Annotated in this window: 20 protein-coding genes; 10 read left to right on the top strand and 10 right to left on the bottom strand. The window is 68.6% G+C overall.

Translation table 11 applies throughout. From position 1 onward, the window contains the following. Positions 1-104: 104 nt before the first annotated feature. The 4 genes from AB1I47_RS16240 to AB1I47_RS16225 all read left to right on the top strand — a co-directional run bounded on the left by AB1I47_RS16240 (position 105) and on the right by AB1I47_RS16225 (position 4083). Positions 105-1163 carry an AbrB family transcriptional regulator gene (locus AB1I47_RS16240; protein WP_354684771.1) on the top strand — a complete coding sequence of 353 codons (1059 nt, stop codon included), beginning with the start codon at positions 105-107 and terminating at the stop codon, positions 1161-1163. 51 nt (positions 1164-1214) lie between these two features. Beyond that, entirely contained in the window at positions 1215-1637 is a 423-nt protein-coding gene (locus AB1I47_RS16235) for a PaaI family thioesterase (protein ID WP_354684770.1), read from the top strand. 12 nt (positions 1638-1649) lie between these two features. Next, complete coding sequence (locus AB1I47_RS16230) at positions 1650-2549, top strand: patatin-like phospholipase family protein (protein WP_354684769.1); 900 nt, start codon at positions 1650-1652, stop codon at positions 2547-2549. Positions 2550-2613: 64 nt separating this feature from the next. Further along, the gene (locus AB1I47_RS16225; protein ID WP_354684768.1) at positions 2614-4083 is read left to right on the top strand and encodes a dihydrolipoyl dehydrogenase family protein; all 1470 of its coding nucleotides are present in this window, start codon (positions 2614-2616) and stop codon (positions 4081-4083) included. 17 nt (positions 4084-4100) lie between these two features. Here the strand turns inward: AB1I47_RS16225 and AB1I47_RS16220 are convergent, their stop codons facing one another. Together AB1I47_RS16220 and AB1I47_RS16215 are read right to left on the bottom strand one after the other, a co-directional pair. After that, entirely contained in the window at positions 4101-5567 is a 1467-nt protein-coding gene (locus AB1I47_RS16220) for a sensor histidine kinase (protein ID WP_354684767.1), read from the bottom strand. 2 nt (positions 5568-5569) lie between these two features. Continuing rightward, the gene (locus AB1I47_RS16215; RefSeq protein WP_354684766.1) at positions 5570-6244 is read right to left on the bottom strand and encodes a response regulator; all 675 of its coding nucleotides are present in this window, start codon (positions 6242-6244) and stop codon (positions 5570-5572) included. A gap of 318 nt (positions 6245-6562) precedes the next feature. On the opposite strand from AB1I47_RS16215, the gene AB1I47_RS16210 reads away from it, so the two are divergent. Further along, entirely contained in the window at positions 6563-7624 is a 1062-nt protein-coding gene (locus AB1I47_RS16210) for an ABC transporter substrate-binding protein (RefSeq protein ID WP_354684786.1), read from the top strand. A 25-nt stretch (positions 7625-7649) separates the two neighbouring features. Here AB1I47_RS16210 and AB1I47_RS16205 read toward each other — a convergent pair whose 3' ends face one another. Next, positions 7650-8396, bottom strand: coding sequence for a TetR family transcriptional regulator (locus AB1I47_RS16205; protein WP_354684765.1), 747 nt, complete (start codon positions 8394-8396; stop codon positions 7650-7652). Between the two features lie 635 nt (positions 8397-9031). Between AB1I47_RS16205 and AB1I47_RS16200 the strand changes: the two genes are divergently transcribed. The 3 genes from AB1I47_RS16200 (at position 9032) to AB1I47_RS16190 (ending at position 14987) form a co-directional block, all read left to right on the top strand. After that, positions 9032-10282: an efflux RND transporter periplasmic adaptor subunit gene (locus AB1I47_RS16200; RefSeq protein WP_354684764.1), complete on the top strand. Its 1251-nt coding sequence runs from the start codon at positions 9032-9034 to the stop codon at positions 10280-10282. A 68-nt stretch (positions 10283-10350) separates the two neighbouring features. Next, positions 10351-13503, top strand: coding sequence for an efflux RND transporter permease subunit (locus tag AB1I47_RS16195; protein ID WP_354684763.1), 3153 nt, complete (start codon positions 10351-10353; stop codon positions 13501-13503). A 2-nt stretch (positions 13504-13505) separates the two neighbouring features. Further along, positions 13506-14987 (top strand): efflux transporter outer membrane subunit, encoded by a 1482-nt coding sequence (locus AB1I47_RS16190; protein WP_354684762.1) that lies wholly within the window; start codon positions 13506-13508, stop codon positions 14985-14987. Positions 14988-15090: 103 nt separating this feature from the next. On the opposite strand, the gene AB1I47_RS16185 is transcribed toward AB1I47_RS16190, so the two are convergent. The 7 genes from AB1I47_RS16185 to AB1I47_RS16155 all read right to left on the bottom strand — a co-directional run bounded on the left by AB1I47_RS16185 (position 15091) and on the right by AB1I47_RS16155 (position 23513). Continuing rightward, a complete protein-coding gene (locus AB1I47_RS16185) occupies positions 15091-15930 on the bottom strand; it encodes an OmpW/AlkL family protein (RefSeq protein ID WP_354684761.1) in 840 nt (279 codons plus the stop codon). 52 nt (positions 15931-15982) lie between these two features. Continuing rightward, entirely contained in the window at positions 15983-17260 is a 1278-nt protein-coding gene (locus AB1I47_RS16180; RefSeq protein WP_354684760.1) for a DUF2957 domain-containing protein, read from the bottom strand. A 38-nt stretch (positions 17261-17298) separates the two neighbouring features. After that, positions 17299-18651, bottom strand: coding sequence for a DUF2957 domain-containing protein (locus AB1I47_RS16175; protein WP_354684759.1), 1353 nt, complete (start codon positions 18649-18651; stop codon positions 17299-17301). A gap of 229 nt (positions 18652-18880) precedes the next feature. Continuing rightward, positions 18881-19786, bottom strand: coding sequence for a DUF1571 domain-containing protein (locus AB1I47_RS16170; RefSeq protein WP_354684758.1), 906 nt, complete (start codon positions 19784-19786; stop codon positions 18881-18883). A gap of 229 nt (positions 19787-20015) precedes the next feature. Continuing rightward, on the bottom strand, positions 20016-21011 hold the full coding sequence (locus AB1I47_RS16165) for a TetR/AcrR family transcriptional regulator (protein ID WP_354684757.1): 996 nt from the start codon (positions 21009-21011) through the stop codon (positions 20016-20018). A 316-nt stretch (positions 21012-21327) separates the two neighbouring features. Beyond that, positions 21328-22923 (bottom strand): GMC family oxidoreductase, encoded by a 1596-nt coding sequence (locus tag AB1I47_RS16160; RefSeq protein ID WP_354684756.1) that lies wholly within the window; start codon positions 22921-22923, stop codon positions 21328-21330. Between the two features lie 8 nt (positions 22924-22931). After that, a complete protein-coding gene (locus tag AB1I47_RS16155; RefSeq protein ID WP_354684755.1) occupies positions 22932-23513 on the bottom strand; it encodes a hypothetical protein in 582 nt (193 codons plus the stop codon). A 111-nt stretch (positions 23514-23624) separates the two neighbouring features. On the opposite strand from AB1I47_RS16155, the gene AB1I47_RS16150 reads away from it, so the two are divergent. Then, a complete protein-coding gene (locus AB1I47_RS16150) occupies positions 23625-24686 on the top strand; it encodes an AraC family transcriptional regulator (RefSeq protein ID WP_354684754.1) in 1062 nt (353 codons plus the stop codon). Positions 24687-24938: 252 nt separating this feature from the next. Continuing rightward, positions 24939-26492: a flavin-containing monooxygenase gene (locus AB1I47_RS16145; protein ID WP_354684753.1), complete on the top strand. Its 1554-nt coding sequence runs from the start codon at positions 24939-24941 to the stop codon at positions 26490-26492. The last annotated feature ends 33 nt before the right edge of the window (positions 26493-26525 follow it).

Here is a 26525-nt window from a genome sequence, read left to right as displayed (position 1 = left end):
AGCATGCGGTAGTTCCTGAGGCCCGACGCCCTCGCGTCGGGCCTTTTGTCTTTCCTCTGCCAGAACAACAAGCCGCCGGCGCGTGCGCGCCAGGCCGCGGACCGATGAGTCTTTTCACCAACCGCTGGCTGTCCGCGGTGCCAACGCTGGCACTCGCGCTGGCCGCCGCGCTGCTCTGCAGCGTCCTCCATACCCCGCTGCCGTGGATGATCGGCCCGCTGCTGGCCGTGGCCGCCGCGCGCATGGCGGGCGCCGACCTGCGCGCACCGTCGCAGGCGCGCAATGCCGGCCAGTGGGTGATCGGCGCGTCGCTCGGCCTGTACTTCACGCCCGACGTGGTGGCGCGGCTGGTGGAGTTCCTGCCGTACATCATCGCCGGTTCGCTGTTCGCGCTGGTGCTGGGCGCCGGCGGCGCGGTGCTGCTGCGGCGGACCACCGGCGTCGCCTTCAAGACCGCGTTCTTCTCCACCGCCATCGGCGGTGCCTCGGAGATGGCCAACCTCGCCGAGCGCAACGGCGCACGCATCGACCAGGTCGCCGCCGCCCATTCGCTGCGTGTGCTGATGGTGGTGGTGGCGGTGCCGGCGATCTTCCAGTACGGCGGCATCCATGGGCTCGATCCCTATATCCCGGGCCCGCGCGTGGTGAGCGCCCCGGGGCTGGTGGCGCTGGTGGCGATCACGCTGGGCGTGGCGCTGCTGATGCAGCGGCTGAACATGCCCAACCCGTTCGTGATCGGCACGCTGCTGGCGGCGGCGGTGCTGACGGCCTCGGGGGTCGAGCTGTCTGCCATCCCCACGTGGATGAGCCGTGCCGGCCAGTTGCTGATCGGCGTGTCGCTGGGCGTGCGCTTCTCGCGCGAGTTCCTGCATACCGCGCCGCGCTTCCTGTCCGGCGTGGCGCTGTACACGCTGCTGGCGCTGGTGGTGTCGGCGCTGTTCGGCTGGGGGTTGTCGGCGCTGTCGGGCGTGCACCCGGCCACGGTGATCCTGGGCACCACCCCGGGCGGCATTGCCGAGATGTGCATCACCGCCAAGGTGCTGGAGGTGGGCGTGCCACTGGTGACGGCCTTCCATGTGATCCGGATGGCCTTCGTGGTGCTGGCCACCGGGCCCCTGTATCATTGCCTCAAACATCGCGTCGCGCCGGAGGAGACAGCGTAGCGGTCCACACGGGACGGCTACGGCGCGGCCAGCCAGAACAAGGACACTGCCATGTCTGAAGCTTCACCGCAGCTGACCCTCGCCGCCATCGACGCCACCCTGGAGCGGGTGCTCGCGCCCTGGGTGCGCCAGCTCGGCCTGCGCGCCGAGGCCGTCGATGCCCAGGGCGTCACGCTGCGCCTGCCGTTCAGCGAATCGTTCCGCCATGCGGGCGGCGTGGTCTGCGGCCAGGTGCTGATGTCGGCGGCCGATACCGCGATGATCGTTGCCGTGGCCAGTGCGCTCGGCGCCTTCCGGCCGATGACCACGGTCTCGCTGACCACCAACTTTATGCGCCCGGTGATCGACGGCGACGTGCTGGTGCGCGCCAATGTGCTGCGCCTGGGCAAGACCGTGGTGTTCGGCGAGATCGAGCTGACCGGCACCGACGGCAAGCTCGCGGTGCAGGCCACCACCACCTACGCCCTGCTCTGATCCGCTGATCCATTGACTTCTTCCGCGCACGCCAATCCCTTCGACCAGGTCGTCTTTGCCGGCGGCGGCAACCGCTGCTGGTGGCAGGCGGGATGGTGGGACTCGGTCGCGCCGGAACTGCGGCTGCGCCCGCGCGTGATCGCCGGCATCTCGGCCGGTGCGGCCACCGCGTGCATGGTCTACGCGCATGACTCGCACCAGACCATGGACTATTACCGCGAGGTGCTGTCCAACAACCGCCGCAATGCCTACTGGAGCAACCTGCTGCGCAACGAGCGCGTGTTCCCGCACTACGGCATCTACCGCACCGCGCTGCTGACGATCTTTGCCGACGGGCGCATGGCGCACCTGCAGCGGGCGCCGGAGATCCGCATCGGCATCGCGCATATCCCGCGCTGGAGCGGACCGCGTCTCGCCGTCGCCGCCGGGCTGCTGGCGTACAACATCGACAAGCATGTGCTCAAGACGCTGCATCCGCGGCTGGGGCGCAAGCTGGGCTTCCGGCCGGAGTTCGTGCGGGCGCAGGACTGCGGCTCGCCCGAGCAGCTCGCCGACCTGCTGCTGCAGTCGTCCTCCACGCCGCCCTTTACCCCGGTGCTGCGCCGCGACGGCCGCCCGGTGCTCGACGGCGGGCTGGTCGACAACGTGCCGGTGGACGCGCTCGACACCGCGCCCGGCAATGTGCTGGTGCTGGTGACGCGGCTCTACCCGCGCCCGCGCCGTTTCGTCATCGAGCAAGGCGGCCAGCGCCGCCTGTACCTGCAGCCCTCGCAGCGCGTGCCGATCTCGAGCTGGGACTACACCCGGCCCGATGCCATGACGCACGCCTACGAGCTGGGCCGCCGCGACGGGGAAACTTTCCTGCGCGAGTGGCCGTCGATCCTGAATACCGAACTGCGTCCGGCCGCCTAGTGGCAAGTGTGGCGCCGGCCCGATCATTGTCGATGCGGCCCGCGTGCCGCGACAGGAGGCATGGATGACTAAGCGCCAGACAACCCCGGCCGGGACCAAAGAACCGCGGCGCGCCCGCGAGGTCAGCGCGGCGCCGCCGGTGCAGCAGGTACCACGCGCGCGCAGCGGCCGCACGCGCCGCAATGGCAAGGTGCGCGAAGCGGACCTGGTGGTGATCGGCGGCGGCTCCGGCGGCGTGGCCTGCGCGCGGCGCGCGGCCGCGCATGGCGCGCGCGTGATCCTGGTGGAGCGCGACGCCATCGGCGGCACCTGCGTCAACCGCGGCTGCGTACCCAAGAAGATGCTGTCCTACGGCGCGGGGTGGTCCGCCATCCTGTCGGGCTGCCTGTCGCATACCGGCGGCCATGAGGACTGGCGCGACGCCATCGTGCGCGTCAATGCCGAGGTGGCGCGGCTTAACGCCGCGTACACCCAGCGCCTGCACGAGTCCGGCGTGGAAATCCTGCGCGGCGACGCGCTGGTCACCGACAAGAACGAAGTGCGCGTCGGCGACGAGACCATCCACGCGCGCCGCATCCTGATCGCCACCGGCGCGCGCCCGCGTACGCTGGAAGTGCCAGGCGGCGAACTGGCGGCCAATTCCGACGACGTCTTTACCTGGCAGACCGTGCCGAGCTCCATCGCGGTGATCGGCGGCGGGTATATCGGCGTGGAGCAGGCATCGATCCTGTCGCGCTACGGCGTCAAGGTGGACCTGATCGTCGCCGGCGACCGGCTGCTGCCCCACTTCGACCACGAGATCGCCACCGCGCTGGCCGATGCGCTGGCCGCGCGCGGCGTGCGCCTGCACCTGAACGCCGAAGTCAACCTGCTCAGCCAGGCCAACGGCGCCGTGGAAGTCTGCTACCGGCCCACCGACCGCCCCGGCCAGACCGAAGCCGTGCGCGCGCAGGCGGCGCTGGCAGCGGTCGGGCGCGTATCCAATGTGCAGGGGCTGGGACTGGAAGACCTCGGCATCCATTTCGGGCCGAGGGGCGGCATCCGCGTCGATCGCCATTTCCGCAGCAATGTGCGCACCATCTACGCGCTGGGCGACGCCATCGAGGGGCTGCACCTGACGCCGGTGGCCACCGCGCAGGGCCGCTGGCTGGCCGACCGGCTGTTCAGCCGGCGCGGCGAGCGCGCGGATTTCGACGTGGTGCCCACCGCGGTGTTCTGTGAGCCGGCCATCGGCGCCGTGGGCCTGACCGAGGCGCAGGCGATCGAGGCCGCCGGCAACCCCGAGCGCATCCGCACGGTCGTGAAACGCTTTGTCTCGCTGGAGAACCGCTTCGGCGGCTCGCAGCACCAGTCAGTGTTCAAGCTGGTGCTCAATGCGCGCAGCGGGCGCGTGCTGGGCGCGCACCTGATGGACAACGCCGCGCCGGAGATCGTGCAGACGCTGGCGGTGGCGCTGCGGCTGGGCGTGCGCGAATCGCACCTGCAGACCACGCTGCAGCTGCATCCGACGGTGTCGGAGGAGTTGTTCGGCTAAGGGGGCATTCGCCGGCGTTATTCGCCGACCGGCAGCTTCAGCACCGCGCGCACGCCGGTGCCCTGCGCGCCCTCGCCCAGCTCCACCGTGCCGCCGAAGCGTGCCGCCATCTCGCGCGAGATCGCCAGGCCGAGCCCCGAGCCGGGCTCGGCATTGCCCACGCGCCGGTAGAAGCGCGCGAACACCTTGTCGCGCTCCTCGGCCGGGATGCCGGGGCCGTCGTCTTCCACCACCAGGCACGCGGTCTGGTCATCGCGCGTGGCCGACAGCGTGATGCGGCTGCCGCGCGGCGAATACTGGATCGCGTTATGGACCAGGTTGGCCAGCGCCTCGCGCAGTAGCGCGGGATCGGCGCGCACGGGCAGCTTCAGCCCCGGCACCGGCTCCCAGCCGAAGTCCTGCTGCTTGCCGCGCGCCAGCGGCAGGTAGTCCAGCGCCACCTGCTCGGCCACCGTGACGGCGTCGATGATCTCGATGGTGTCGGCTTCCTGCGCAGTTTCACCGTGGTGCTGGCGTACCCGCGCCAGCGCCAGCAGCTGGTTGGTCAGCCGCGCGGCCTGTTCGAGCTGGGTCACGATGCCGCCCACGGCTTCTCCGGCCGCCTCGCGCGCGGCCTCGGGATCGGGCGCGCGCAGCTGGCGCTGGGCGTACTCGGCTTGCGTCTTCAGGATCGCCAGCGGCGTGCGCAGCTGGTGCGCGGCATCGGCGATGAACTGCGCCTGGGACTGCGCCATCGCCGCCGAACGCGACACATGCAGGTTGACCGCATCGACCAGCGGCCGCACCTCGGCCGGCACGCGCTCGAACGTGAGCGGCGTCAGGTCCTCCGGCGAGCGCGCCTCGACATCGTCGCGCACGCGCGCCAGCGGGCGCAGCACGTAGGTGACGCCGCCCACCAGGATGGCAGCGCTCAGCACGATCAGCAGCAGGTCGCGCGCCAGCGCGCTGCGCCACACCGTGCCGATCAGCGCGCTGCGCGGCTCGGCGGTCTCGGCTACCTGGATGATCACGCGCATGCGCGCATCGGGCCGGTACACGGGCCGCGCCATCGCCGCGATGCGCACGGCCTGGCCCAGGTATTCGGCGTCGTAGAAGCGCGGCTGGTTGTTGACCAGCGTGCCGGCGGGCAGCGGCAGGTCGTCGTAGCCGGTGACGGTCTCGACGTTGCCCGTGCGTTCGGTCGACACGCGGTAGTACACATGCGTTTGCGCCGCCGTCTCGAACATCTCCATGGCGGCGTCGGGCAGCGTCAGCTGGATGCTGTCGCCGGCCATGCCGATGGCGTTGTCGATGGCGCGGAGCGAGCCGTACAGCGAGCGGTCGTAGGCGGTGTTGGCGGCTTCGCGCAGCGTGCCGTAGGTGAGCCAGGTGTCGATCGCCATCATCACTGCCAGCGCCGGCAGCAGCAGCAACAGCAACTGGCGGCGCAGGCTGCCGCGCCGCCACAGCAGCACGGGATGGCGCGGGCCCATGCGCAGGCGCATGGTCAGTGCCCGGCCTCGGGCTCCAGCAGGTAGCCGAAGCCGCGCAGCGTGACGATGGTGACACCGTGCCCGGCCAGCTTCTTGCGCAGCCGGTAGACCAGCACCTCGATCGCGTCGGGGGAGACGTCGGCATCGAGCGAGAACACCTTGTCGAGCAGCTGCGCCTTGGTCAGCGGCTGGCCGCTGCGCGCCAGCAGCGCGCCCAGCAGCGTGGATTCGCGCGGGGTCAGCGCCAGCGGCGCGCCGTCCAGCGTAAAGCTGCGGGTCTCGCCGTCGAACACCAGCGTGCCGCACTGCAGGCGCGGATGCGCGCGCCCGCGGCTGCGGCGGATCAGCGCCAGCAGCCGGGCTTCCAGTTCGGCGATGGCAAAGGGCTTGGGCAGGTAGTCGTCGGCGCCCAGGTTGAGGCCGCGCACCCGTTCGTCCAGCGTGTCCTGCGCGGTCAGGATCAGCACCGGGGTGCGGTCGTCGCGCCCGCGCATGCCCTTGAGCACGGCCAGTCCGTCCTTGCCCGGCAGGCGCAGGTCCAGCACCACCGCGTCGTATTCCTCGGCCTGCAGCCGCGCCTCGGCCTGCAGGCCGTCGGCGACGTGCTCGATCACAAAGCCGCCCTGCTCCAGCGCGCGGGCCACCCAGCGCGCCAGTTCAACTTCATCCTCCACCAGCAGGATGCGCATGCCGGTCCTCCTCCTCTGCCGGTTCCTGTTCTTGCGGCACGGGCGCAATCGCCGGGGTGCCGCGGGCGCCTATAATAACCCCGCCTTTCCGACTATGCCGCCGACTTTGCGGCGGACTTTGCCATGGTCCCAGGCTCGCAGGCTCTTCTTCGTCAGGCCTTCCTTACACGCCCCTCCGTGCTGTCCTTGCCGCCTCCGCCCGCTTCCGCGTTGCCCACTGCCGATGCCGCGCCTGCCTCGGGCCTGCGCCGCCGCCTGCTCGGCGCCTCGCTGCTGGCCGGCGCGGGCGTGAGCGCCGCACCCGTCCATGCCCAGTCTATGCTGCCCGCGCCACCGCCGGGCTACCCGTCCGGGTATGACGTCACCATCGCCCGCGCCCAGCGCGAAGGCGAGGTGGTGGTTTATGCCTCGACCGACATCCAGGTGGCGCGCCCGCTGATTGCCGCGTTCGAAGCGCGCTACCCGGGCATCCGCGTGCGCTACGAGGATCTCAACACACTGGAGCTGAACCAGCGCTTCCTGGCCGAAACCGCGGCGCTGGGCGGTGGCCGGCCCGCGCCGGGGATGGTGTACGCCGACGTGCTGTGGAGCACGGCAATGGACCTGCAGATCAAGCTGGTCAACGACGGCCATGCGCAGCGCTATGCCTCGCCCGAGCGCGCCGGCCTGCCCGGCTGGGCGGTCTGGCGCGACGAGGCCTGGGGCACCACCTTCGAGCCCGCGGTGGTCGTCTACAACCGCCACCACTTCGCCGGCATGCGCACGCCGCTCAGCCGCACCGGGCTGGCGCGGCTGCTGCAGGAGAATGCGCCGCGCTGGCGCGCGAAGGTGGTGACGTATGACGTGGAGCGTTCCGGGGTGGGCTACCTGCTGGCGCAGCAGGATGCGCGCATGGGCAGCGAGTTCTGGTACCTGGCGCAGGCGCTGGGACGCGCCGGAGTGCAGCTGTCGGCGTCCACCGCCGAGATGATCGAGCGCATCGCCAGCGGCGAGCTGGTGATGGGCTACAACCTGCTGGGTTCGTATGCGCTGTCGCTGATGGAACGGGGCGCGGCCATCGATGTGATCGCGCCGCGCGACTACACACTGGTGATGTCGCGGGTGGCGTTTATCGCGCGGCGTGCGCCGCGGCCCAATGCGGCGCGGCTGTGGCTGGACTACCTGCTGTCGCGCGAGGGCCAGGCGCTGCTGGCCAAGTCGACCTCGCAGCTCTATACCATCCGCACCGATACCGACAGCGTGCACACCGCCGCGGCGCTGTCGGAGCGGCTGGGCTACGCGCTCAAGCCGATCAGCGTCGGACCCGGCCTGCTGGCGGCGCAGGACGCCATGCGCAAGCGCGCGTTCCTGGCGCGCTGGCGCGAGGCGATGCGCGGGTAACCAGACCCCGGCTGCGCCCTGCCGGTCAGGGCACCAGGTCTCCGGTATCCAGCCCGCCGGCTCCCGCCGCCTGCTTGCAGGCCTGTTCGCACAGCGTGGACAGCTCTTCGTCGAGCCGCGCCATCGGGCGCGGCACATAGCCGTGGCGCAGTGCCGGGGAATACTTCAGGGTATCGATAAAGGCGTCGGCCATGCGCTCGGCATTGGCGTCGAGGTCGAAGTCCTCGGGCGAGAACAGCCAGTGCGCCAGCACGCCGCCCATGCAGGCATGGAAGGCGTTGACCGCCAGGTCCAGGTCAAGCTCGGCGGGCAACTGGCCCCGCTCCAGCGCCAGGCGCAGGTGCTCGCGGATCTTGACCAGGCCTTCCTTGTGCGACTGGCGCTGGCGCTCGAAGATGGCGCCGTTGTCCTGCACCATCTCGCACTTGTGGAAGATGATCTCGAAGATCCGGCGCCAGCGCGGGTTGATCACGGTCTGGCGCATCACGTAGGCGCAGATATCGCGGATGCCGCCCAGCGGGTCTTCCTGGCGCGCGAGGCGCTCCGGGTCGCACAGCGCCTCCACCGGCAGGTTGACGCGGTCGCACATGGCGGCGAACACATCGCTCTTGTTCTTGAAGTGCCAGTAGATCGCGCCGCGGGTGACCCCCGCCGCCTCGGCGATGTCGGCCAGCGACGGGCGCGCCACGCCACGGGCGTGGAACACGGTTTCGGCCGCGTCGAGAATCCGTTGGCGCGTTTCCAGCGCCTCTTCCTTCGTGCGTCTGACCATCTCTCTCTCTGATGCCGGCGATCACATGGCCCGACGGGCGTCATGGGCCGGCCTGTTTGGGGGTCTCCCTGGCGCCGTTGCCGTTCTTGCGGCCGGCGCTCTGGCCGGTGTTGCGCACCGGCGGGTCGTTGTCGTCACATGGCAATGCCGTCTCGGGCGTTGCGGCCGACAAAGGACGGCGCGCATCCTAACCCACGTTGGCGGTTTGCGCCGCAATTCCGGCCAGGGCCCCTTGCACTTGCGGACGGATCCGGTCGATAAATTCGAATTTGAGCCGCCTGCCAGCGCAAGGAAGTGTCGCCGATGTGCGTCAGCAAGCCCTTGCGTATGGAACAACTTAACATACATGCTTGAATGTATATATAATACGCGCTCACCCGGCTTTCGGCCAGCGGCCCACTGTGACATTGCCCTCACAGTTGGCATTTCCTGGCGAGGCCAGCCGGGGGTAAATCCAGTTCGTCATACAAAAGCCACCGTTCGTCGCAATCCACACCGCGACGCCGCGATTTGTGGCTAGCATCACGCTTTTGTCCGCCGCAAACCGTGCGGCGGGCTGTGTCGTTTTCCGTTTGCCACAAGATGGCAGGTCGGGGCGATGCGGCAGATCTCAAATTGCCATCATGGGGTTATCGATGAGGAAGTCCCAACGTATCCGTTGCGTTGCCGCCTATGCAGTCGCTGCGCTGTCGGCGCTGGCGCTCACCGCCTGCGGCGAAAAGAAGGCAGCCGGCGGCCCCCCGCCGCCGCCTGAAGTGGGCGTCGTCACCGTGACGCCGTCGTCCGTCGCCGTCGTCAATGAACTGCCGGGCCGCCTGGAAGGCGTGCGCACGGCCGAAGTACGTGCCCGCGTGGAAGGCATCGTGCTGTCGCGCAACTACACCGAAGGCGGCGAAGTGAAGGCCGGCCAGGTGATGTTCCGCATCGACCCGGCGTCCTACCAGGCCGAGCTGGCGTCCGCCCAGGCCGCACTGCAGCGCGCCGAAGCCAACGCCGTGTCGGCGCGCCTGAAGGCCGACCGCTACAAGCCGCTGGTGGCCGTCAACGCGGTCAGCAAGCAGGAGTACGACGACGCCGTCGCCTCCGCCGGCCAGGCCAACGCCGATGTGGCGTCGGCCCGCGCCGCGGTGCGCACCGCCCAGATCAACCTGGGCTACACCACCGTGACCGCGCCGATCACCGGCCGCGCCGGCCGTGCGCTGGTGACCGAAGGCGCGCTGGTGGGCAAGGGCGAGGCGACCAGGCTGGCGCTGGTGGAGCAGGTCGACCCGATGTGGGTCACCTTCACCCAGCCGGCTGCGGAAGTCACGCGCCTGCGCCGCGCCATCGAGTCCGGCACGGTCAAGGGCGTCAACGGCGGCGCCAACGTACGCCTGTACGTCGAAGACGGCCGCGAGTACGAGCACACCGGCAAGCTGCTGTTCTCGGACATGACGGTCGACCCCACCACCGGCGCGATCACGCTGCGCGCGCAGTTCCCCAACCCGAAGCGCGAGCTGCTGTCGGGCACCTTCGTGCGCGTGAAGATCGAGCAGGGCGTGGACGAGAACGCGCTGACCGTGCCGCAGCGGGCGCTGATCCGCGGCGCGCAGGGCGCCACCGTGATGGTGGTGGGCGCGGACGGCAACGTCGCGGCGGTGCCGGTCAAGGCGCCGCAGGCGATCGGCGACCGCTGGGTGGTCACCGAAGGCCTGAAGGGCGGCGAGAAGGTGATCGTCGAAGGTCTGCAGAAGGTCAAGGTCGGCGCGCCGGCCAAGGCCGTGCCGTTTGTCCAGGCGGGTGCCTCGGCCCCGGCCGCCACGCCGGCTGCCGCTTCGGCCGCCCCCGCGTCGGCGCCGAAGGCCGACGCGAAGCAGGAACAGAAGGCTGACGCCAAGCAGGGCTGAACGCTGCCGTACCACAAGTACGGCACCAATTACGGCACAAGCGGCTAGACAAAGAGGGAGCCAGTTTTATGGCCAAGTTTTTCATCGACCGGCCGGTGTTCGCGTGGGTGCTCGCGCTGATCATCGTGCTGGGCGGGCTGTTGTCGATCATGCAGTTGCCGATCGCGCAGTACCCGAACATCGCCCCGCCGACGATCTCGGTCACCGCCACCTATCCGGGTGCGTCGGCCAAGACGCTGGAGGATTCCGTCACCTCGGTGATCGAGCAGGAGCTCAACGGCGCGCCTAACCTGCTCTACTACAACTCGACCAGCGAATCGACCGGCCTGGCGACGATCACCATCGCCTTTGCGCCGGGTTCTAACGTCGACCTGAACTCGGTCGAAGTGCAGAACCGCCTCAAGCGCGTGGAAGCGCGCCTGCCGGCGGAAGTGCGCCAGCAGGGCGTGCGCGTGGACAAGGCCGGGAACAACTACATGATGTTCCTGACCGTGTCGTCCAAGTCCGGCACGGCCAGCGCGATCCAGCTCGGCAACTATGTCTCGGCGCAGGTGATCGACTCGATCCGCCGCGTGCCGGGCGTGGGCCAGGCCGACCTGTTCGGCACCGAGTACGCAATGCGGATCTGGCTGGACCCGTCCAAGCTGACCGGGTACAACCTGACCCCGCTGGACGTCAGCAACGCCGTGAGCGAGCAGAACGTCCAGGTCGCCGTGGGCGAGCTGGGCGCCACGCCTTCGCCCAAGGGCACCGAGCTCAACGCCACCGTCACCACCGAAAGCCGGCTGTCCACGCCGGAGCAGTTCGGCAACATCCTGCTGCGCACCAACCCCGACGGTTCGTCGGTGCGCATCAAGGACGTGGGCCGCGTGGAGCTGGGCGGCGCCGACTACTCGACGCAGGCCCGCACCAACGGCAAGCCGTCGGCGGCCATCGCCATCAAGCTGGCCCCCACCGGCAACGCGCTGTCCACGGCCACCGCGGTGCGCGCCAAGATGGAAGAGCTGTCGAAGAGCTTCCCGTCGGACTACCAGTACTCGGTGCCTTACGACACCTCGGCCTTCGTCAAGATCTCGATCGAGGAAGTGATCAAGACGCTGCTGGAAGCCGTGGTGCTGGTGTTCCTGGTGATGTACCTGTTCCTGCAGAACTTCCGCGCCACGCTGATCCCGACGCTGGTGGTGCCGATCGCGCTGTTGGGTACATTCGGCACGCTGCTGGCGTTCGGCTTCTCGATCAACGTGCTGACCATGTTCGGCATGGTGCTGGCCATCGGTATCCTGGTGGACGATGCCATCGTGGTGGTCGAGAACGTCGAGCGGATCATGAGCGAGGAAGGCCTCTCGCCACGTGAAGCCACGCGCAAGGCCATGGGCCAGATCACCGGCGCCATCATCGGCATCACGCTGGTGCTGACCGCGGTGTTCATCCCGATGGCGTTCTTCTCGGGCTCGGTGGGCAACATCTATCGCCAGTTCTCGCTGTCGCTGATCTCGTCGATGGCGTTCTCGGCGCTGCTGGCGCTGACGCTGACCCCGGCGCTTTGCGCGACGCTGCTCAAGCCGGTCGAAGCCGGCCATCACCATGAGAAGAAAGGCTTCTTCGGCTGGTTCAACCGCGCCTTCGCGCGTTCGGCCACCAGCTACCAGAGCATGGTGTCCCGCATCCTCGGGCGCACCGGCCGCTACCTGATCATCTACGCGGTCATCATCGCGGGCGTGGTGGTGCTGTTCCAGCGCCTGCCGTCGTCGTTCCTGCCCGATGAAGACCAGGGCTACATGATCACCGTGGTGCAGCTGCCCAACGGCGCGACGCAGGACCGTACCATCGGCGTGCTCAAGCAGATCGAGGACTACTACCTGCAGAAGGAAACCAAGGTGGTGGACCAGATGATCACGGTGGCGGGCTTCTCCTTCTTCGGCCGCGGCCAGAACGGCGGTATCGCGTTCGTGCGCCTGAAGGACTGGAAGGAGCGCACCGGCGATGGCGAGACCGCGCAGGCGCTGGTCGGCCGTGCCTTCGGCGCGCTGTCGTTCATCAAGGACGCGATCATCTTCCCGCTCAACCCGCCGGCGATCGCCGAGCTGGGCAACTCCTCGGGCTTTGACTTCCGCCTGCAGGACCGCACCGGCCAGGGCCACGAAAAGCTGATGGAAGCGCGCAACATGATGCTCGGCATGGCGGCGCAGAGCCCGGTGCTGGTGGGCGTGCGCCCCGAAGGCCAGGAAGACGCGCCGCAGCTGCAGATCGACATCGACCGCGAGAAGGCGCGCGCGCTCGGCGTCTCGGTGGCGGAGATCAACTCGACGCTGTCGATCGCGTTCGGCTCGAACTACGTCAACGACTTCATCTATGAAGGCCGCGTGCGCAAGGTGATCGTGCAGGCCGACGGCGCCGACCGCCGGCTGCCGGACGACCTGACCAAGCTGCGCGTGCGCAACAGCAATGGCGACATGGTGGCGTTTGCCGCGTTCGCGACGTCCAAGTGGATCATGGGCTCGCCGCGCCTGGAGCGCTACAACGGCATGCCGGCGGTGAAGCTCGCGGGCCAGGCCGCGCCGGGACGCAGTACCGGCGAGGCCATGCGCGTGATGGAAGAGAACTTCGCCAAGCTGCCGCCGGGCTTCGGCTTCGAGTGGTCCGGACAGTCATACGAAGAACGGTTGGCCGGCGCGCAGGAACCGATCCTGTACACGCTGTCGCTGATCATCGTGTTCCTGTGCCTGGCCGCGCTGTATGAAAGCTGGTCGATCCCGTTCTCGGTGCTGCTGGTGGTGCCGCTTGGCGTGCTCGGTGCGCTGCTCGGCGTGACGCTGCGCGGCATGCCCAACGACGTGTATTTCAAGGTGGGCCTGATCGCTACGATCGGTCTGTCGGCGAAGAACGCCATCCTGATCGTGGAATTCGCCAAGGACCTGCAGGCGCAAGGCAAGGGCCTGATCGAAGCCACGCTGGAAGCGGTGCACCTGCGTTTCCGCCCGATCCTGATGACGTCGATGGCGTTTATCCTGGGCGTGCTGCCGCTGGCGATCGCCACCGGCGCGGGTTCGGCAAGCCAGCGCGCCATTGGTACCGGCGTGATCGGCGGGATGATCACCGCCACCGTGCTGGCGATCTTCCTGGTGCCGGTCTTCTTCGTGGTGGTGCGCAAGCGCTTCAAGGGCAGCAAACGCCAGCGCATGCTCGACCAGAAGTGGCATGAGCCGCAAGAGGAAATCTGACAATGACAAAGACTCTGACCACGCTGCTGCTGGTGGCCGGCGTTCTGACGGGCTGCACGCTGGCACCCCGCTATGACCGCCCCGCGCCGCCGGTGGCGGGCAGCTACCCGGTGGCGCCCGAGGGCTACGCCACCGCCGAGGCCAAGAGCGGCGAGACCCGCCGCGCCGTCGATATCGGCTGGCGCGAGTTCTTCCGCGACCCGCGCCTGCAGGTGCTGATCGCCAACTCGCTGGAAAACAACCGCGACCTGCGCACCGCCGCGCTGCGCATCGAGGAAGCGCGCGCGCAATACCAGGTGCAGCGCGCCGACCTGCTGCCGACGGTGAACGGCACCGCCGCGTTCACCCGCGGCCGCACGCCGGCCTCGCAGTCGATCACCGGTTCGGACTTCACCGGCAGCACCTACCAGGTGGGCCTGGCGGTCAGCTCGTACGAGCTCGACTTCTTCGGCCGCGTGCGCAGCCTGTCCAACGCGGCGCTGGCGCAATACTTCTCAACGGAAGAAGCGCACCGCTCGGCGTATATCTCGCTGGTGTCGGAAGTGGCCAAGGCGTACCTGGCCGAGCGTTCCTACGCCGAGCAGTACGAGCTGGCGCGCGACACGCTGAAGGCGCGCGAAAGCACCTACGGGCTGGCCAGGCAGCGCTTTGAAGCCGGCGCCACTTCGGCGCTGGATTTGCGCGACAACGAATCGCTGGTGGCGCAGGCACGTGTCGCCGCGGCGCAGCTCGCGCGCCAGCGCGCGCAGGCGCAGAACGCGCTCGAGGTGCTGGTGGGCAGGCCCATCGCCACCATCGAGAACCTGCCCGAGCCGACGCGCCTGTCGGACGAGCGCATCGTCAGCGACATCCCGCCGGGGCTGCCGTCCGACCTGCTCGAGCAGCGTCCCGATATCCGCCAGGCCGAGCAGCAACTGAAGTCGGCCAACGCCAATATCGGCGCCGCGCGCGCGGCGTTCTTCCCGCGCATCACGCTGACCAGCAGCGCCGGCACCATCAGCCCGAGCTTCTCGGGGCTGTTCGATGCCGGCACGCACGCGTGGTCGTTCGCACCGCAACTGGTGCTGCCGATCTTCGACTGGGGCCGCAATGTCTCCAACCTGGACCTGGCCAACGTGCGCAAGAACATCCAGGTCGCCAACTACGAGAAGACCATTCAGACGGCCTTTGCGGAAGTGGCCGATGCGCTGGTGGCGCGCGGCACGCTGGAAGACCAGGTAACCGGCCAGGAAGAAGTGCGCAATGCGGAAGCGGCGCGCTACGAGTTGTCGCGGCTGCGCTTCCGCAGCGGCGTGGCTTCCTATCTGGATGAGCTCGATGCGCAGCGGCAGCTGTTCACCGCGGAGCAGGCGCTGATCCAGGCGCGGCAACTGCGGCTCAACAACGCGATCGACCTGTATCGCGCGTTGGGTGGCGGGTTGCAGGAGAACAGTCCGGTGGCGCAGCAGGGTACGGGTGCGTCGCAGGGGACGGTGACGCAGTGAGTTTTGCTCCCCTCTCCAGCTTGCGGGAGAGGAAGCACACAATCGGTAGTGCCAGCAAAAAGCCAGCGGTATTTGCCGCTGGCTTTTTTCTTTGCCCCTCCCCTCAGAACTTATACGAAGCCGCCAGAAAGAACACCAACGGATTCGGCTCCAGTTTAGTCTTCGACGTCGACAACACCGTCCCGTTGGCCGCCTTGATCGTCATCGTCGAGGTCGTCTTCAACGGGATATACGTTACCGCCGCCGTCAGCCCCCAATGCTCGTCGAAGTTGTAGGTGCCACCGATATTGAACACCGGTGCCCACGACGACGAAGCATCCGCGCTGACCGAAGTCGGCCCCGGAATCCCCGCCCCCGCCGCCAGGATTGCGCCAAGGTTGTTGTTCACCGAATTCGCGAACGCCGGATTGACTTCGATGTTGGTGAAGAAGTTATACGACACACCCAGCCCGACGAACGGCCGCAAGCGCGTGCCCGGCTCCAGGAAGTGGTACTGCACCATCGCCGCAGGGCTCCACTGCCGCGCCTTGGTGATGATCGGGTTCAGCGACGGATCGCCCAGGCTCTGGCGCCCGAGCGCGCCCGCCGGTCCCGGCGGAATCAGCTCGCCGTGGCCGTAGAGCTTGAATTCCGGCGGAATGCCGCCGACCGCGGTGACGGCGATATGGTCGGTGACGAAGTGGCTGAAGGTCAGCCCCAGCGTATTGGCATTGGACGACGAGATGCTGCTGCCCGGCGCGGTAAAGCTCGACGGCAGCCCGAGCGGATAGTTGATCGGCACGTCCAGCAGCGTGGTGGTCAGCGGATCGCTCTGGCCATGCGTGCGGATATGGAACCAGCCGGCCGAAACGACGTTGTCGCCCTTCTTCTGGGCGTGTGCAGGTGTAGCGATGACCGCCAGCGCGGCCAGCATCAGCGTGAGAGTGAGGCGTATGGTTTTCATCTTTTGTCCGCGGCAGTGAAAGTCACTGGTTGTTCGAATCGTGGCCCGATGCTTACTGCACGAAGGCGCCGATGGTGAAGTACGGCCCGCTGTCGCGCGTCTCCAGGAAGCCGAACACGCCGCCGGTGAACATCAGCTTGCCGGTGGCCGGCGCGCCAGCCGGCGCGTCGCGGTGCGTGGTGCGCACCACGCCCGGCACCTGCTGCGAGAAGTCGAGCCGGTACGGGATGGCGAGCGAAGCGTCCGAGGGCCGGAACGGATCCATCATCGTTGCCGCGGCCCCGATCAGCGCGGTCACGCGGTAGTTGAAGTTGCTGTCGACGCCGACATACTCGCCATTGACGGTGCCCTCGGTCACCGGCACCGCGGGCGCCATCATGCCGATGCCGATCTCGTCGTCGGCGCCCAGCGGCCCGTTGGCCAGCGAATCGTTGGCATAGCCCACGCGGATCATGACCGGCACCAGTTGGCCGCGCAGCTTGCCGACGATCAGGTAGGCCTTGCCCAGCGTATTGCCCAGCGTCGGCGGCTGGCTCTCGGCCTTGTAGTGGGTCGACAGCAATGCGCCGTTGGCCTGCGGCACGAAGTTGTTGCCCTTGCGCTCGCAGGTGCCGCTGGCGTTGTCACATACGGTGAAGGAACCATCGGCGGCCAGCGACATGCGGTAATCCTGCGCCACCACCTGGAACTGCTTCGACGGCACCTCATGGAAGCCGCTGCCGTTGTACTGCCCGGCGATCTTCGACAGGTCGGTCTCGGTCTGCGCGAAGCCGATGAACTGGAAGTACGGGAAGGTGGTGTCCGGCACCGCGCCCGCGCCGAGCACGCCGTTGAACTGGATGCGCGCGCCGGGGATGGTGCCGCCGGCAACGCCCTCCCCCACGAACAGCTTGGCCGGGCGGTTCGGGTCCAGGCTCGCGCCCAGCAGCTCGAAGGCGCACTGGTTCAGCTTCTCGGTCGGCAAGCCGGTCTCCGCCTTCAGCGTGCCGCGCATCACGTTCAGGCCGTTGGTGGGGTCGCTGCGCGTGGGCTGCACGGTGCCGGTCTGGCGCGGCACCGACGAATCCAGGAACGTGACCTGCCAGGTCTTCTGCGTGGTGTCGATCTGCACCTTGACCAGCTCGCCCGAGCCGGTGCCTCCGGTAAAGGTGGTCGAATAGTCGAGCGCTGCCGGGCATAGCCGCGCCTGCGCGGCAGACGGCGTCGACGGCGCATCGTCGCCGCCGCCGCCTCCGCCGCCGCAGGCAGTCAGGGCGGCTACGGCGGCCACAACCAGCGCGCGCGCCGGCTGGCGCAGCACATCGGTCTGGATCAGTCGATCGGGTTGCATGGCGTTGTCTCCTCGGTTCTGGGTCTTGTTGGATTCGCTCAGGGATTGGCCAGCACGCTGGCGCGGAAGACCGGGCTGGCGCTGCCCGCGCCGGACAGGTGGCCGAACACGCGCCCGCTGGCGATCAGCGCGCCGCTGGTGCCGCTGTTGTCGGTGGTGGTGACGATGCCCGGCGCGTTCTGCGTGAAGTCGAGCTGGAAGCCGCCGGTCTGGTTCATCGTCATCGGGTCGAGCAGGTCGACGCGCGCGCCCTTCACCAGCGACGCGGTGTACGCGAAGTCGCTGCCCGAGCCGATATAACCGCCATCGAGCTGGCCCGAAGCCAGTGGCGTGGCCGGCGCCATCAACGCGATGCCCGATTCGTCATCCACGTTCACCGTCAGCGGCAGCAGCGAGATCTGCGCGTAGCCCGTGCGCACCAGCACCGGGATCAGCGCACCATTGAGCTTGCCTACCACCATCAGCCCCTTGGCGCGGCTGGCGTTGTTGCCAGTGATGGCCGCGCCCTGGAACGACGGGTAGCGCCGCGTGCCGTCGGCGTTGCTGCTTTCGAAGGCGCCGTCGGCGCTGCGCAGTGTCCACTTGTTGCCGGTGCTGACGCAGCTGCCGCTGGCCGCGGTGCAGCTACCGTCGGCGTGAAGCGTCTCGGTGGCCTGCGCGGTCGCGGGCGTGAAATGGCTCGACGAGGTCAGCGAGCCGCCCGACGGTACCTGGTGGTAGCCGAGCAGGTTGTAGCTGCCCGCGACCTTGCTGAAGTCGGTTTCGGTCTGCGCGAACGCCAGCACCGGATAGAACGGGAAGGTGGTGGCCGGGATCGCGCCCAGCCCGAGCACGCCAGGGTACGAGATGGTCGCGCCCGGGATGCCGCCGCCGGCGACGCCATTGCCGAGGAAGATCACCGGCGGCCGCTCACTGTCGATATTGGCCTGCGAGGTGCCGTCGGATGCGGTCGCGGTTTGCAGTGCGATCGCGCAGCGGTTCTGCTCGGCGGTCGGCAGCGAGGTCAGGTTGGCGAAGCTGCCGGTGAAGGTCACGCCCGCGCGCGTCGGGCTGACGCTGCCCGGCTGCTTCGGCACCGGCGATTCGAGGATCTCCAGCTGATAGGTGCGGGCTGCGGTATCGAAGCGCAGCCTGACCAGTTCCCCCGCGCCCGAGCCGCCGGTGAAGGTGGTGCTGTAATCCAGCGTCGTCGGGCACAGCGATCCCGGCGGGCCGCCCACGGTGACCGGCCCCTGCGCCGGGCAGGTGCCGGTGGTGGCGCACTGCGGCGGCGTTTGCGTCGGCGTACTCTGCGCGCCATCGCCGCCGCCACCGCCGCATGCGGCAAGCGCGGTGGCAAGGCTCGCCCCGGTGAAAGCCAGCGTGCTGCGTCGAAGCATCGACATGGTCATTGCCTGTCTCCTCGTTTTTTTGTCGCGACCCCTGCTGCCGGATCTCTTGCCGGATCCCTCGCGGGTGCGGCGAACTCTCGCCGTTGCCGTGTTTTTGCGTCAATAGAGCGGCCGTTCCAAACAGGCGCCGCCGGCGTGTGGGCCGCGCAGGGCCGTCGATTGCCGCTGGCGCACGGCCGGCACGGCAAACGCCGCGCGCCGCGCTTCAAACGCTCGGTGCGCGCACCGCTCAGAAGCGATAGTCAGGATTGGCCGGATCGAAGGCCGAGGCCTCGAAGGTCTTGCGCACCAGCTTGTCAAAGACGATCTTCTCGACCATGTTGCCGTCGGCATCCCATGCGGTTTCCACGCGGATATACGGCTGCTTCAGGTCCAGCATCAGCTGCACCTTCCTGGCGTAGTACTGCGGCGCGCCGGCGGGCAGGTCCCAGGTGAGCGCCACCATGCGCACGCCCTGCTCCTGCACGATCTCGGCCTTGTTGTATTTCTCGGAGAGCCCCGCAGCGCGCAGCGTTCTGGCATCGCGCTCCAGCATCGACAGCACGTACTGCAAGCCGAGGTCGCGCACGGTGTGGTTCGATTGCGAACGCGCCAGCGTGCCGTCCAGCGCGATCCACATCGAGGTAAAGCCGAGCACGCCGCCGAGGTGGCCATACATCTCGTCCTTGCGGCGGGTCTCGTCGTAGATGATCTCCTGGCCCGACTGCGCGCCGCCCGGCAGCCACTTGGCATAGAGCTGCCGCGGCGAATGGCGGTAGCGGATCTGCATCTTCGCGGGCTGTTCCTGCCACTGGCCGTTGAGCCGTTCCTGGCGCGCCATCCAGTACTCGTACTCGGGATAGCGGTTCATCTCGGCGCGTGCCCATTTCAGCAAGGCATCGGGCTGCAGCGCCTGGAACACGGCCAGCACTTGCTCGTCGGACATGCGCGCGAGTTCGCCGCTGGCGACCTGGCGCGAGAACAACTGGGCCTGTTGCGCCGACGACAGGCCGTCATAGGCGGTGCCGCTATGGCTGGCGCTGGGGTGTTGCGTGGCGGTCTGGGCCAGCGCCGCGGGCCCCGCGGCCAATGGCGCGGCCAGGAGCCCGATGGCGATACCGACGGTGGCGGCAAGGTACAGCGGTTGGATCGACATGGCAGCTTCCTCCTGATGGTGTCCGCGGCAAGCGGAAACGCGGGCGGCGCAGGGCGAGCGGGGCCACCGCCGCACCCGTCGCTGCGGCTGCGCAAGCGAATGGGCGCACGGGGTCCGCAAGGCATGCGCGATGCCTCGCCGGGTGGATCGAGGTTTTCAGGTCTGCGGCACTGGCCGCAACGCGAGCGCGGTGGCGCCGGCCGGCGGTAACCGGGCGCGGCGCGCGCCGCTAGGTCCGGGTGCGCATCCGCATCCAGTCATCCAGCGGGTTGCTGGGAAAGCTCACGGTTTGCTCGCGCGCACGGACCGCAACACTGGTCACGGCGGCGCGGCTGGTGCCCTCATTGCGCACGGTGCGTGCGCTCATGCGGGCCTTGCCGATGGTGGCGGCGGTGACGGCGGCGCTATCGCTGGCCTGCTGCGTTACCGTTGCCTCCAGCGCGGCGTCATGTTCCGGCTGGAGGTCCGACTGCGGCCCTTGCAGCAAGGCCTTGCTCGCCTGCGCGGCGCGCTGTTCGCGCTGCTGCTCGCCCAGGTCGAACACCGACTGCAGTGCCGACAACTGGTCCGCATCCGGCTGCGCCACCGTCATGGCGGCTTCCACCATCGCGGTGAGCTGCGCCAGCACATGCGCATCGCTCATCTGCTTGCCCTGCGTGAACGCCGGCAGCAGGTTCTCAAGTTCTTCGGCGGCCAGCACGCCCGCCAGCGCCTTCAGCGCGAACTGCAGGCGCCAGCCGAGTTCGCGCCGCGGCAGCGCCGGCATGGCGCGCGCGAAGGCGTCGAAGAAGCGGTCGTACACCGGGGCGTAATGCTCCAGCAGGTACTGCTGGATAAAGGGCGAGCTGTCCGAATACACCCGTCCCAGCAGCCGCAGGAACGACGGCCCGCCGATCGCCGGATCGCGCGCCATCTGCAGCGCGGGCACGAACAGCGCGCCCATCACGTGTTCGCAGCGGATGCTGTTGCCGGGCCATTGCGCTTCGCAGGCATCGAGCAGCGCCAGGCGCCGCGCGTTGAGCGGGTCCAGCCGCCGGCTCAGCACGGCGTGCATCATGATGTCTTTGCTGCGGAAGTGGTAATTCACGGCCGCCAGATTGACGATGGCGCGCGACGTTACCTGCCGAAGCGAGGTGGCCTCATAGCCGACCTCGATAAACAACTTTTCCGTGGCGTCGAGAATCCGGGCCTTGGTGTCTCCTGCCGTGCTTTTGCCGGTCTTCATGGGGGCGTCTCTCTCCCTTGCTGCCTTGAACCCCTTTGCAATCTGCTTCGCTGCTTCGCTCCCAGCTCTGACGGCATACGGATGCTTGAAACAGTTGTACGAAGCCTATCCACGGCTTCGAGCGTTTCACAAGCGCTGAATTGGAAGGGCCACTCTAATTGCGGGCCTGGTGTGGGATTTCGCACGAACCTGTCTGCCGTGCCGTGCATGACAGCGGTTTGCCGCATGCCTGCAACGGCAAACATGGCAGGCATTGCCGCCTGCTGCATGAGGGCTGCGGTGCGATCGACTGCCATGCGCGCGACTGCGGAAAGCATCATGACGTGATATGACGCGCCAGCGTGTCGGCATTCTGCGCCGTCAGCGCGAACACCGACAATTGCGGGTTCGCCCCCACGCTGGTCGGGAACACGGAGCCGTCGAATACCGACAGGTTGGCAAGCTGGTGATGGCTGCCGTGGCTGTCCACCACGCCGCGGCGCGGGTCGTCGCTCATGCCGCAGCCGCCCATCAGGTGCGCGGTGAAGAGCGCGGTGCGGAACGGCCTGAGCGGCAGCCGCGCGATCGCATCGCGCGCCTCGGGCCAGCTACGGTAGTCGGCCGCATCCAGGTGGGCCGGCCGCACGCGCACCGCGCCCGCGGCAAACTGCGCCTCGGCCATGCTGAGCCACGCGCGCCGCACGCCGTCCCAGGCGTAGTCGCTCATCGCGTAATCGAGCAGCGGGCTGCCGTCGTCGGCCAGCCGCACGCGCCCGCCCTCGCTTTCCGGCACGAAGCCATCGCGCAGCAGCGCCAGCATCGCGTTGGTGTTGGGAAGCCGCGCCATGTCGCGTCGCAATGCCTCCCCGATGCCGTTGAGCACGCCGGCGCTGATGCCGGGGAACATTGGCGGCACCTCCAGCTTGTAGCCCATCTGGCCGGTGGCGCCGTCCTTCCACTGGAAGTGGTCGGAGGCCACCGATTGCGGCGCGCCATAATAGGGATCAATGCGATCCGGCATGATGGCGATGCTGATATTCACCGGGTGGATAAACGTGCGCAATCCCAGCCGTCCATGCGGATCCGGCGCGCGCGAGCGCAGCAGCAGCGCCGGGGTATTGATGGCGCCCCCGGCGGCAATCACATGCCGCGCGCGCACGATCACGCCAAAGCCGGTGGGCGTATGCCCGTCCGCGCCAAGCGCCGCGCCGGTGACTGACTGCACCCGCTTGCCGTCATGGTCGAGCGTGCGCACGCGCACGCGGTGCACCAGCGTCGCGCCGCTGGCCAGCGCCGCCGGGATGCTCGACACCAGCATCGACTGCTTGGCATTGACCGGGCAGCCGAAGCCGCAATAGCCCGAATTCCAGCAGCCCTTCACATTGCGCGGGATCACGTGCCATTCCCAGCCCAGCGTCTCGCAGCCGCGCCGCAGCACGTCGTTGTTGGGATTGGGCGCCATCGCCCACGGCGCGATGCCCAGTCGCGCCTCCACCTTGTCGAACCACGGCGCCATGTCGGCCTGGCTGTGGCCGGTGACCGCATGGTGCGAAGCCCAGTGCGCCAATGTCTGCGGCGGCGTGCGGAAGCTCGACGACCAGTTGACCGTGGTGCTGCCGCCCACCGCGCGGCCCTGCAGGATCGCGATGGCGCCGTCGGCGGTGGTGCGCGCGGCGGCCTCCTGGTACAGCTCGCGATAGGCGCGGTGCTCGTCCATGTCGCGGAAGCTGTCCGAGGTGCGCAGCGCGCCCTCTTCCAGCAGCACCACGCGCAGCCCGGCGCGGCTGAGCGCCTCGGCGCTGATGCCGCCGCCCGCGCCGCTGCCGACGATCACCACGTCGGCATCGAGCGTGCGCGTCGCGGTGAAGGTGGCGGCGTCGAGCACCTTCCAGCCGGCGGCGATGCCGGCATCGTAGAGATTGTCGATGGCCATGTTCGGTGTCAGGCGTGCAGCGCCTGGTAGATGGCCGCATTGGGGCCGGGATAGCCGCTGCCTGCCCACGCGGCCGGCATCACGTAGTAGCCCACGCTGCTGAGCTTCACCAGCACCACCGCGCCGGCATTGAGCGTGGCCAGCCGGCTCGCGCGCCAGCGCGCCAGAAAGGCCTGCATCTGCTGCGGCGTGGCGTGGTTCCAGTGCTGGCGGATGCCGGTCAGCGCCCAGCGCAGCGGCGTGCTGGCGAGCAGGCCGAACAGCTTGCGCAACTCGGCCTGCGCGCCCGCGCCCATCGCTGCGCAGTTGGCGTCGATATTGCGCAGCGCCTGCTGCATCAGCGCCGCGCGCCGTGGCGGCGGCGCTTCAGCGAGGTCGCTGACGATCGCCGGCAGCAGCGCGCTGAACAGCGCCACATCGTCCGGGCGCAGCCACGCCATGCCGGCCTGCGGCGCGGCATCGCCGGATGCGCAGCCGGCCAGCGACGGCACCAGCGCGGTACAGGCCAGCGCGGCGCTGAAGCCGGCGCCGACCTTCAGGAAGCCGCGGCGCGACAGCGCGTGCGGGGCACACAATGGATCCAGGGGCATGTTGTCTCCTGCGTCTGTCTGTTCTTGGGGCGGGGCAGGCCCGCATTGACGCTATCCGGAGTTTGGATAAAGATCGGTGCCCGGTCTTGATCCCGCATGACAGGTGATTTGATGCCACGCGCCAACCAGCCCGACGGCGGTGCCAGCGGCACGCTATCCTTCACCGTGTCGCTCGCCTACCTGCGCGCCGTGCTCGACCACGGCGCGCGCCAGGGCATCGCCCCGGCTGAACAACTGCGCGCCGTCGGCGTGGCGCCCGAGATCCTGGGTGCCACCGGCGCCCAGACCGCCACGCGCATTCCGGGCGCCGCGTACCTTGCGCTGCTCGACTGGCTCGAACAAGCCACCGGCGACCCGCACGTCGGCCTGCGGGCCGGCGCCGCGTTCGTGCCGCGCCACTACGCCGCGATGGGCTACGTGGTGCTGACCACGCCCACCGTGCGCGATGCCATCCTGCAGGGCATCCGCTATGAAGTCCTGGCCAACGATATCGGCCGCACCGGCCTGATCGAATCGCCCCATGCCGCCTGCATGACCTGGGAAGCGCAGCGGGGCCAGCTGTCGCGCCACGCGCATGAACTGCATATGGCGACGTGGGTGGTATTCGCGCGCTGGCTGATCGGTGAGCAATACGTGGCCACGCAGGTGGAATTCCCACATCCGGCGCCTGCCGATACCACCCTGCATGCGGAAGTGTTCGGCTGCCCGGTGGTATTCAGTGCCGGCCGCCATGCCCTGCATATCGCGACGTCGCTGCTCGCGCTGCCTTCATTGCAGGCCGATGCAGGGATGCAGGCGCAGATGACCCGCATCGCGGACTCGCAACTGCAGCTGTGCGTGCCGGCAGGTGCCGATGCGCTGGCGCAGGCGCGTGCCTATATCAGCGCGCGGCTGCAGCACGGCGACCTGCCGATCGCAGACGTCGCCGCGCACCTGTGCATGCCGGTTCGCACCTTGCAGCGGCGGCTGCAGGCGCAGGGCATCAGTTATTCAGGCCTTGTGGATAACGTGCGGCGCGCGCTGGCCGAGCAGTACCTCGCCGATCCCGCGCTCAGCCTGGCGCAGTGCGCGATGCGGCTGGGGTATTCGGAGCAGAGCGCGTTCACGCATGCATTCAAACGCTGGACCGGCGAAACGCCCCATGGCTGGCGGCGGCGGGTGAGCGAAGGCTGAAATCGTTGCCGGACAGCGTACCCACCGCTGCGCGCGCAAAAAATCCTTCCGTTTCAAACACACGAACGAATCCCGCGCTGCAAGCCGCCCAGGGCCCACATTGCCGCGTTTCATGTGCGCCAGCCGCCGCTGGAAATGCCCGGAAATTAGAACCATCCTTCAACTCACGGCATTGACCGCCCGCCATGCGCTTCCTACGATGACATCCATCAATGTCACAATCAACGCTGGAAAAAACGGTGAGGAGCGCCAATGCATGCACCCGCGGAACTGCCGACTGAGTCCACCGACATTGCCATCATCGGCAGCGGTTTTGCCGGCCTTGGCATGGCGATCCGGCTGCGCGAGCGCGGCGAGCGGGACTTCCTGGTCTTCGAGAAAGCGGACTCGGTCGGCGGCACGTGGCGCGACAACCATTACCCGGGCTGCGCCTGCGATGTGCAGTCACACCTGTACTCGTTCTCCTTCGCGCCCAACCCCGACTGGTCGCGCATGTTCTCGACCCAGCCGGAGATCCGCGCCTACCTCGAAGGCTGCACTGACCGCTTCGGCCTGCGCCCGCACCTGCGCCTGAATCATGAGCTGCGCCACGCCGCGTGGGACGAGGCCGCGCAGCACTGGCGGCTGCAGATGGCCGACGGCAAGGTGGTGCGGGCGCGCGTGCTGGTCTCCGGCATGGGCGGGCTGAGCCGGCCTTCTTACCCCGACATCCCCGGACTGGATGCGTTTGCAGGCGAGTGCTTCCACTCGCAGCACTGGAACCATCGCTATCCGTTGACGGGCAAGCGCGTCGCGGTAATCGGCACCGGCGCCAGCGCGATCCAGTTCGTGCCGCAGATCGCGCCGCAGGTGGCGCATCTCGACCTGTACCAGCGCACGCCCCCGTGGATCATGCCCAAGCCCGACCGCGAGGTCAGCGCGCTGGAGCGCTGGCTGTTCCGCACGCTGCCGTTCACGCAGACGCTGGTGCGCACGGGGATCTACTGGATGCTGGAGTCGCGCGTGCTCGGCTTCGTGCTGCATCCGCCGCTGATGAAGGTGGTGGAACGGATCGCGCGCCGGCACCTGGCGAAGCAGGTGCCCGATCCCGCGCTGCGCGCCACGCTGACGCCCGACTACACCATCGGCTGCAAGCGCGTGCTGATCTCCAACGACTACTACCCGGCGCTCACGCGCGACAACGTCGACGTGGTGACCACCGGCATCGCCCGCGTGGAGCGCGATGGGGTGGTGCTGCGCGACGGCACGCGGCGGCCGGCGGACTGCATCATCCTCGGCACCGGCTTCCATGCCACCGATCCGCTGCCGCGCGGCGTAATCGCGGGCCGTGACGGACTCGACCTGGTCGATGCGTGGCAGGACGGCGCGCAGGCCTACCTTGGCACCACGGTATCGGGCTTCCCCAACCTGTTCTTCGTGATCGGTCCCAATACCGGCCTGGGCCACAGCTCGATGGTGTTCATGATCGAGTCGCAGGTGGCCTACATCGTCGACGCCCTGCGGCAGATGCGCCGCGAAGGCGTGCAGGCAGTGGACGTGCGCGAGCCGGTGCAGCGCCGCTTCAACGCGCGCCTGCAGGCGCGGCTGGGCCATGCGATCTGGTCCGAGGGCGGCTGCGCGAGCTGGTACATCGACCCGCGCAACGGCCGCAACACCACGCTGTGGCCGGGCTTTACCTGGCAGTTCCGCCGCGCCACGGCGAACTTCCGGATGACCGACTACGACCTGTACCCGGTGCTGCGGCCGGCGGCGGACGAGGCTTCAGCGCCCGCTGCGCCCGACATCGCCACGGTCGCCGGCGCCTGAACACCACCACAACCACGACACCACACCGGAAGG

Source organism: Cupriavidus necator, assembly GCF_040578825.1.
In the GTDB taxonomy this organism is placed as follows: Bacteria; Pseudomonadota; Gammaproteobacteria; order Burkholderiales; family Burkholderiaceae; genus Cupriavidus; species Cupriavidus necator_E.
Note: the sequence above shows the minus strand (reverse complement) of the source record. Positions and strands in the feature narration are given on the sequence as shown.

What these genes read in the sequence shown, in the direction of transcription:
- AB1I47_RS16240 (WP_354684771.1), top strand. Translation starts at nt 105, where the DNA reads ATGAGTCTTTTCACCAACCGCTGGCTGTCCGCGGTGCCAACGCTGGCA.
- AB1I47_RS16235 (WP_354684770.1), top strand. Translation starts at nt 1,215, where the DNA reads ATGTCTGAAGCTTCACCGCAGCTGACCCTCGCCGCCATCGACGCCACC.
- AB1I47_RS16225 (WP_354684768.1), top strand. Translation starts at nt 2,614, where the DNA reads ATGACTAAGCGCCAGACAACCCCGGCCGGGACCAAAGAACCGCGGCGC.
- AB1I47_RS16220 (WP_354684767.1), bottom strand. Translation starts at nt 5,567, where the DNA reads ATGCGCCTGCGCATGGGCCCGCGCCATCCCGTGCTGCTGTGGCGGCGC.
- AB1I47_RS16215 (WP_354684766.1), bottom strand. Translation starts at nt 6,244, where the DNA reads ATGCGCATCCTGCTGGTGGAGGATGAAGTTGAACTGGCGCGCTGGGTG.
- AB1I47_RS16210 (WP_354684786.1), top strand. Translation starts at nt 6,563, where the DNA reads ATGCTGCCCGCGCCACCGCCGGGCTACCCGTCCGGGTATGACGTCACC.
- AB1I47_RS16205 (WP_354684765.1), bottom strand. Translation starts at nt 8,396, where the DNA reads ATGGTCAGACGCACGAAGGAAGAGGCGCTGGAAACGCGCCAACGGATT.
- AB1I47_RS16200 (WP_354684764.1), top strand. Translation starts at nt 9,032, where the DNA reads ATGAGGAAGTCCCAACGTATCCGTTGCGTTGCCGCCTATGCAGTCGCT.
- AB1I47_RS16195 (WP_354684763.1), top strand. Translation starts at nt 10,351, where the DNA reads ATGGCCAAGTTTTTCATCGACCGGCCGGTGTTCGCGTGGGTGCTCGCG.
- AB1I47_RS16190 (WP_354684762.1), top strand. Translation starts at nt 13,506, where the DNA reads ATGACAAAGACTCTGACCACGCTGCTGCTGGTGGCCGGCGTTCTGACG.
- AB1I47_RS16185 (WP_354684761.1), bottom strand. Translation starts at nt 15,930, where the DNA reads ATGAAAACCATACGCCTCACTCTCACGCTGATGCTGGCCGCGCTGGCG.
- AB1I47_RS16180 (WP_354684760.1), bottom strand. Translation starts at nt 17,260, where the DNA reads ATGCAACCCGATCGACTGATCCAGACCGATGTGCTGCGCCAGCCGGCG.
- AB1I47_RS16175 (WP_354684759.1), bottom strand. Translation starts at nt 18,651, where the DNA reads ATGACCATGTCGATGCTTCGACGCAGCACGCTGGCTTTCACCGGGGCG.
- AB1I47_RS16170 (WP_354684758.1), bottom strand. Translation starts at nt 19,786, where the DNA reads ATGTCGATCCAACCGCTGTACCTTGCCGCCACCGTCGGTATCGCCATC.
- AB1I47_RS16165 (WP_354684757.1), bottom strand. Translation starts at nt 21,011, where the DNA reads ATGAAGACCGGCAAAAGCACGGCAGGAGACACCAAGGCCCGGATTCTC.
- AB1I47_RS16160 (WP_354684756.1), bottom strand. Translation starts at nt 22,923, where the DNA reads ATGGCCATCGACAATCTCTACGATGCCGGCATCGCCGCCGGCTGGAAG.
- AB1I47_RS16155 (WP_354684755.1), bottom strand. Translation starts at nt 23,513, where the DNA reads ATGCCCCTGGATCCATTGTGTGCCCCGCACGCGCTGTCGCGCCGCGGC.
- AB1I47_RS16150 (WP_354684754.1), top strand. Translation starts at nt 23,625, where the DNA reads ATGCCACGCGCCAACCAGCCCGACGGCGGTGCCAGCGGCACGCTATCC.
- AB1I47_RS16145 (WP_354684753.1), top strand. Translation starts at nt 24,939, where the DNA reads ATGCATGCACCCGCGGAACTGCCGACTGAGTCCACCGACATTGCCATC.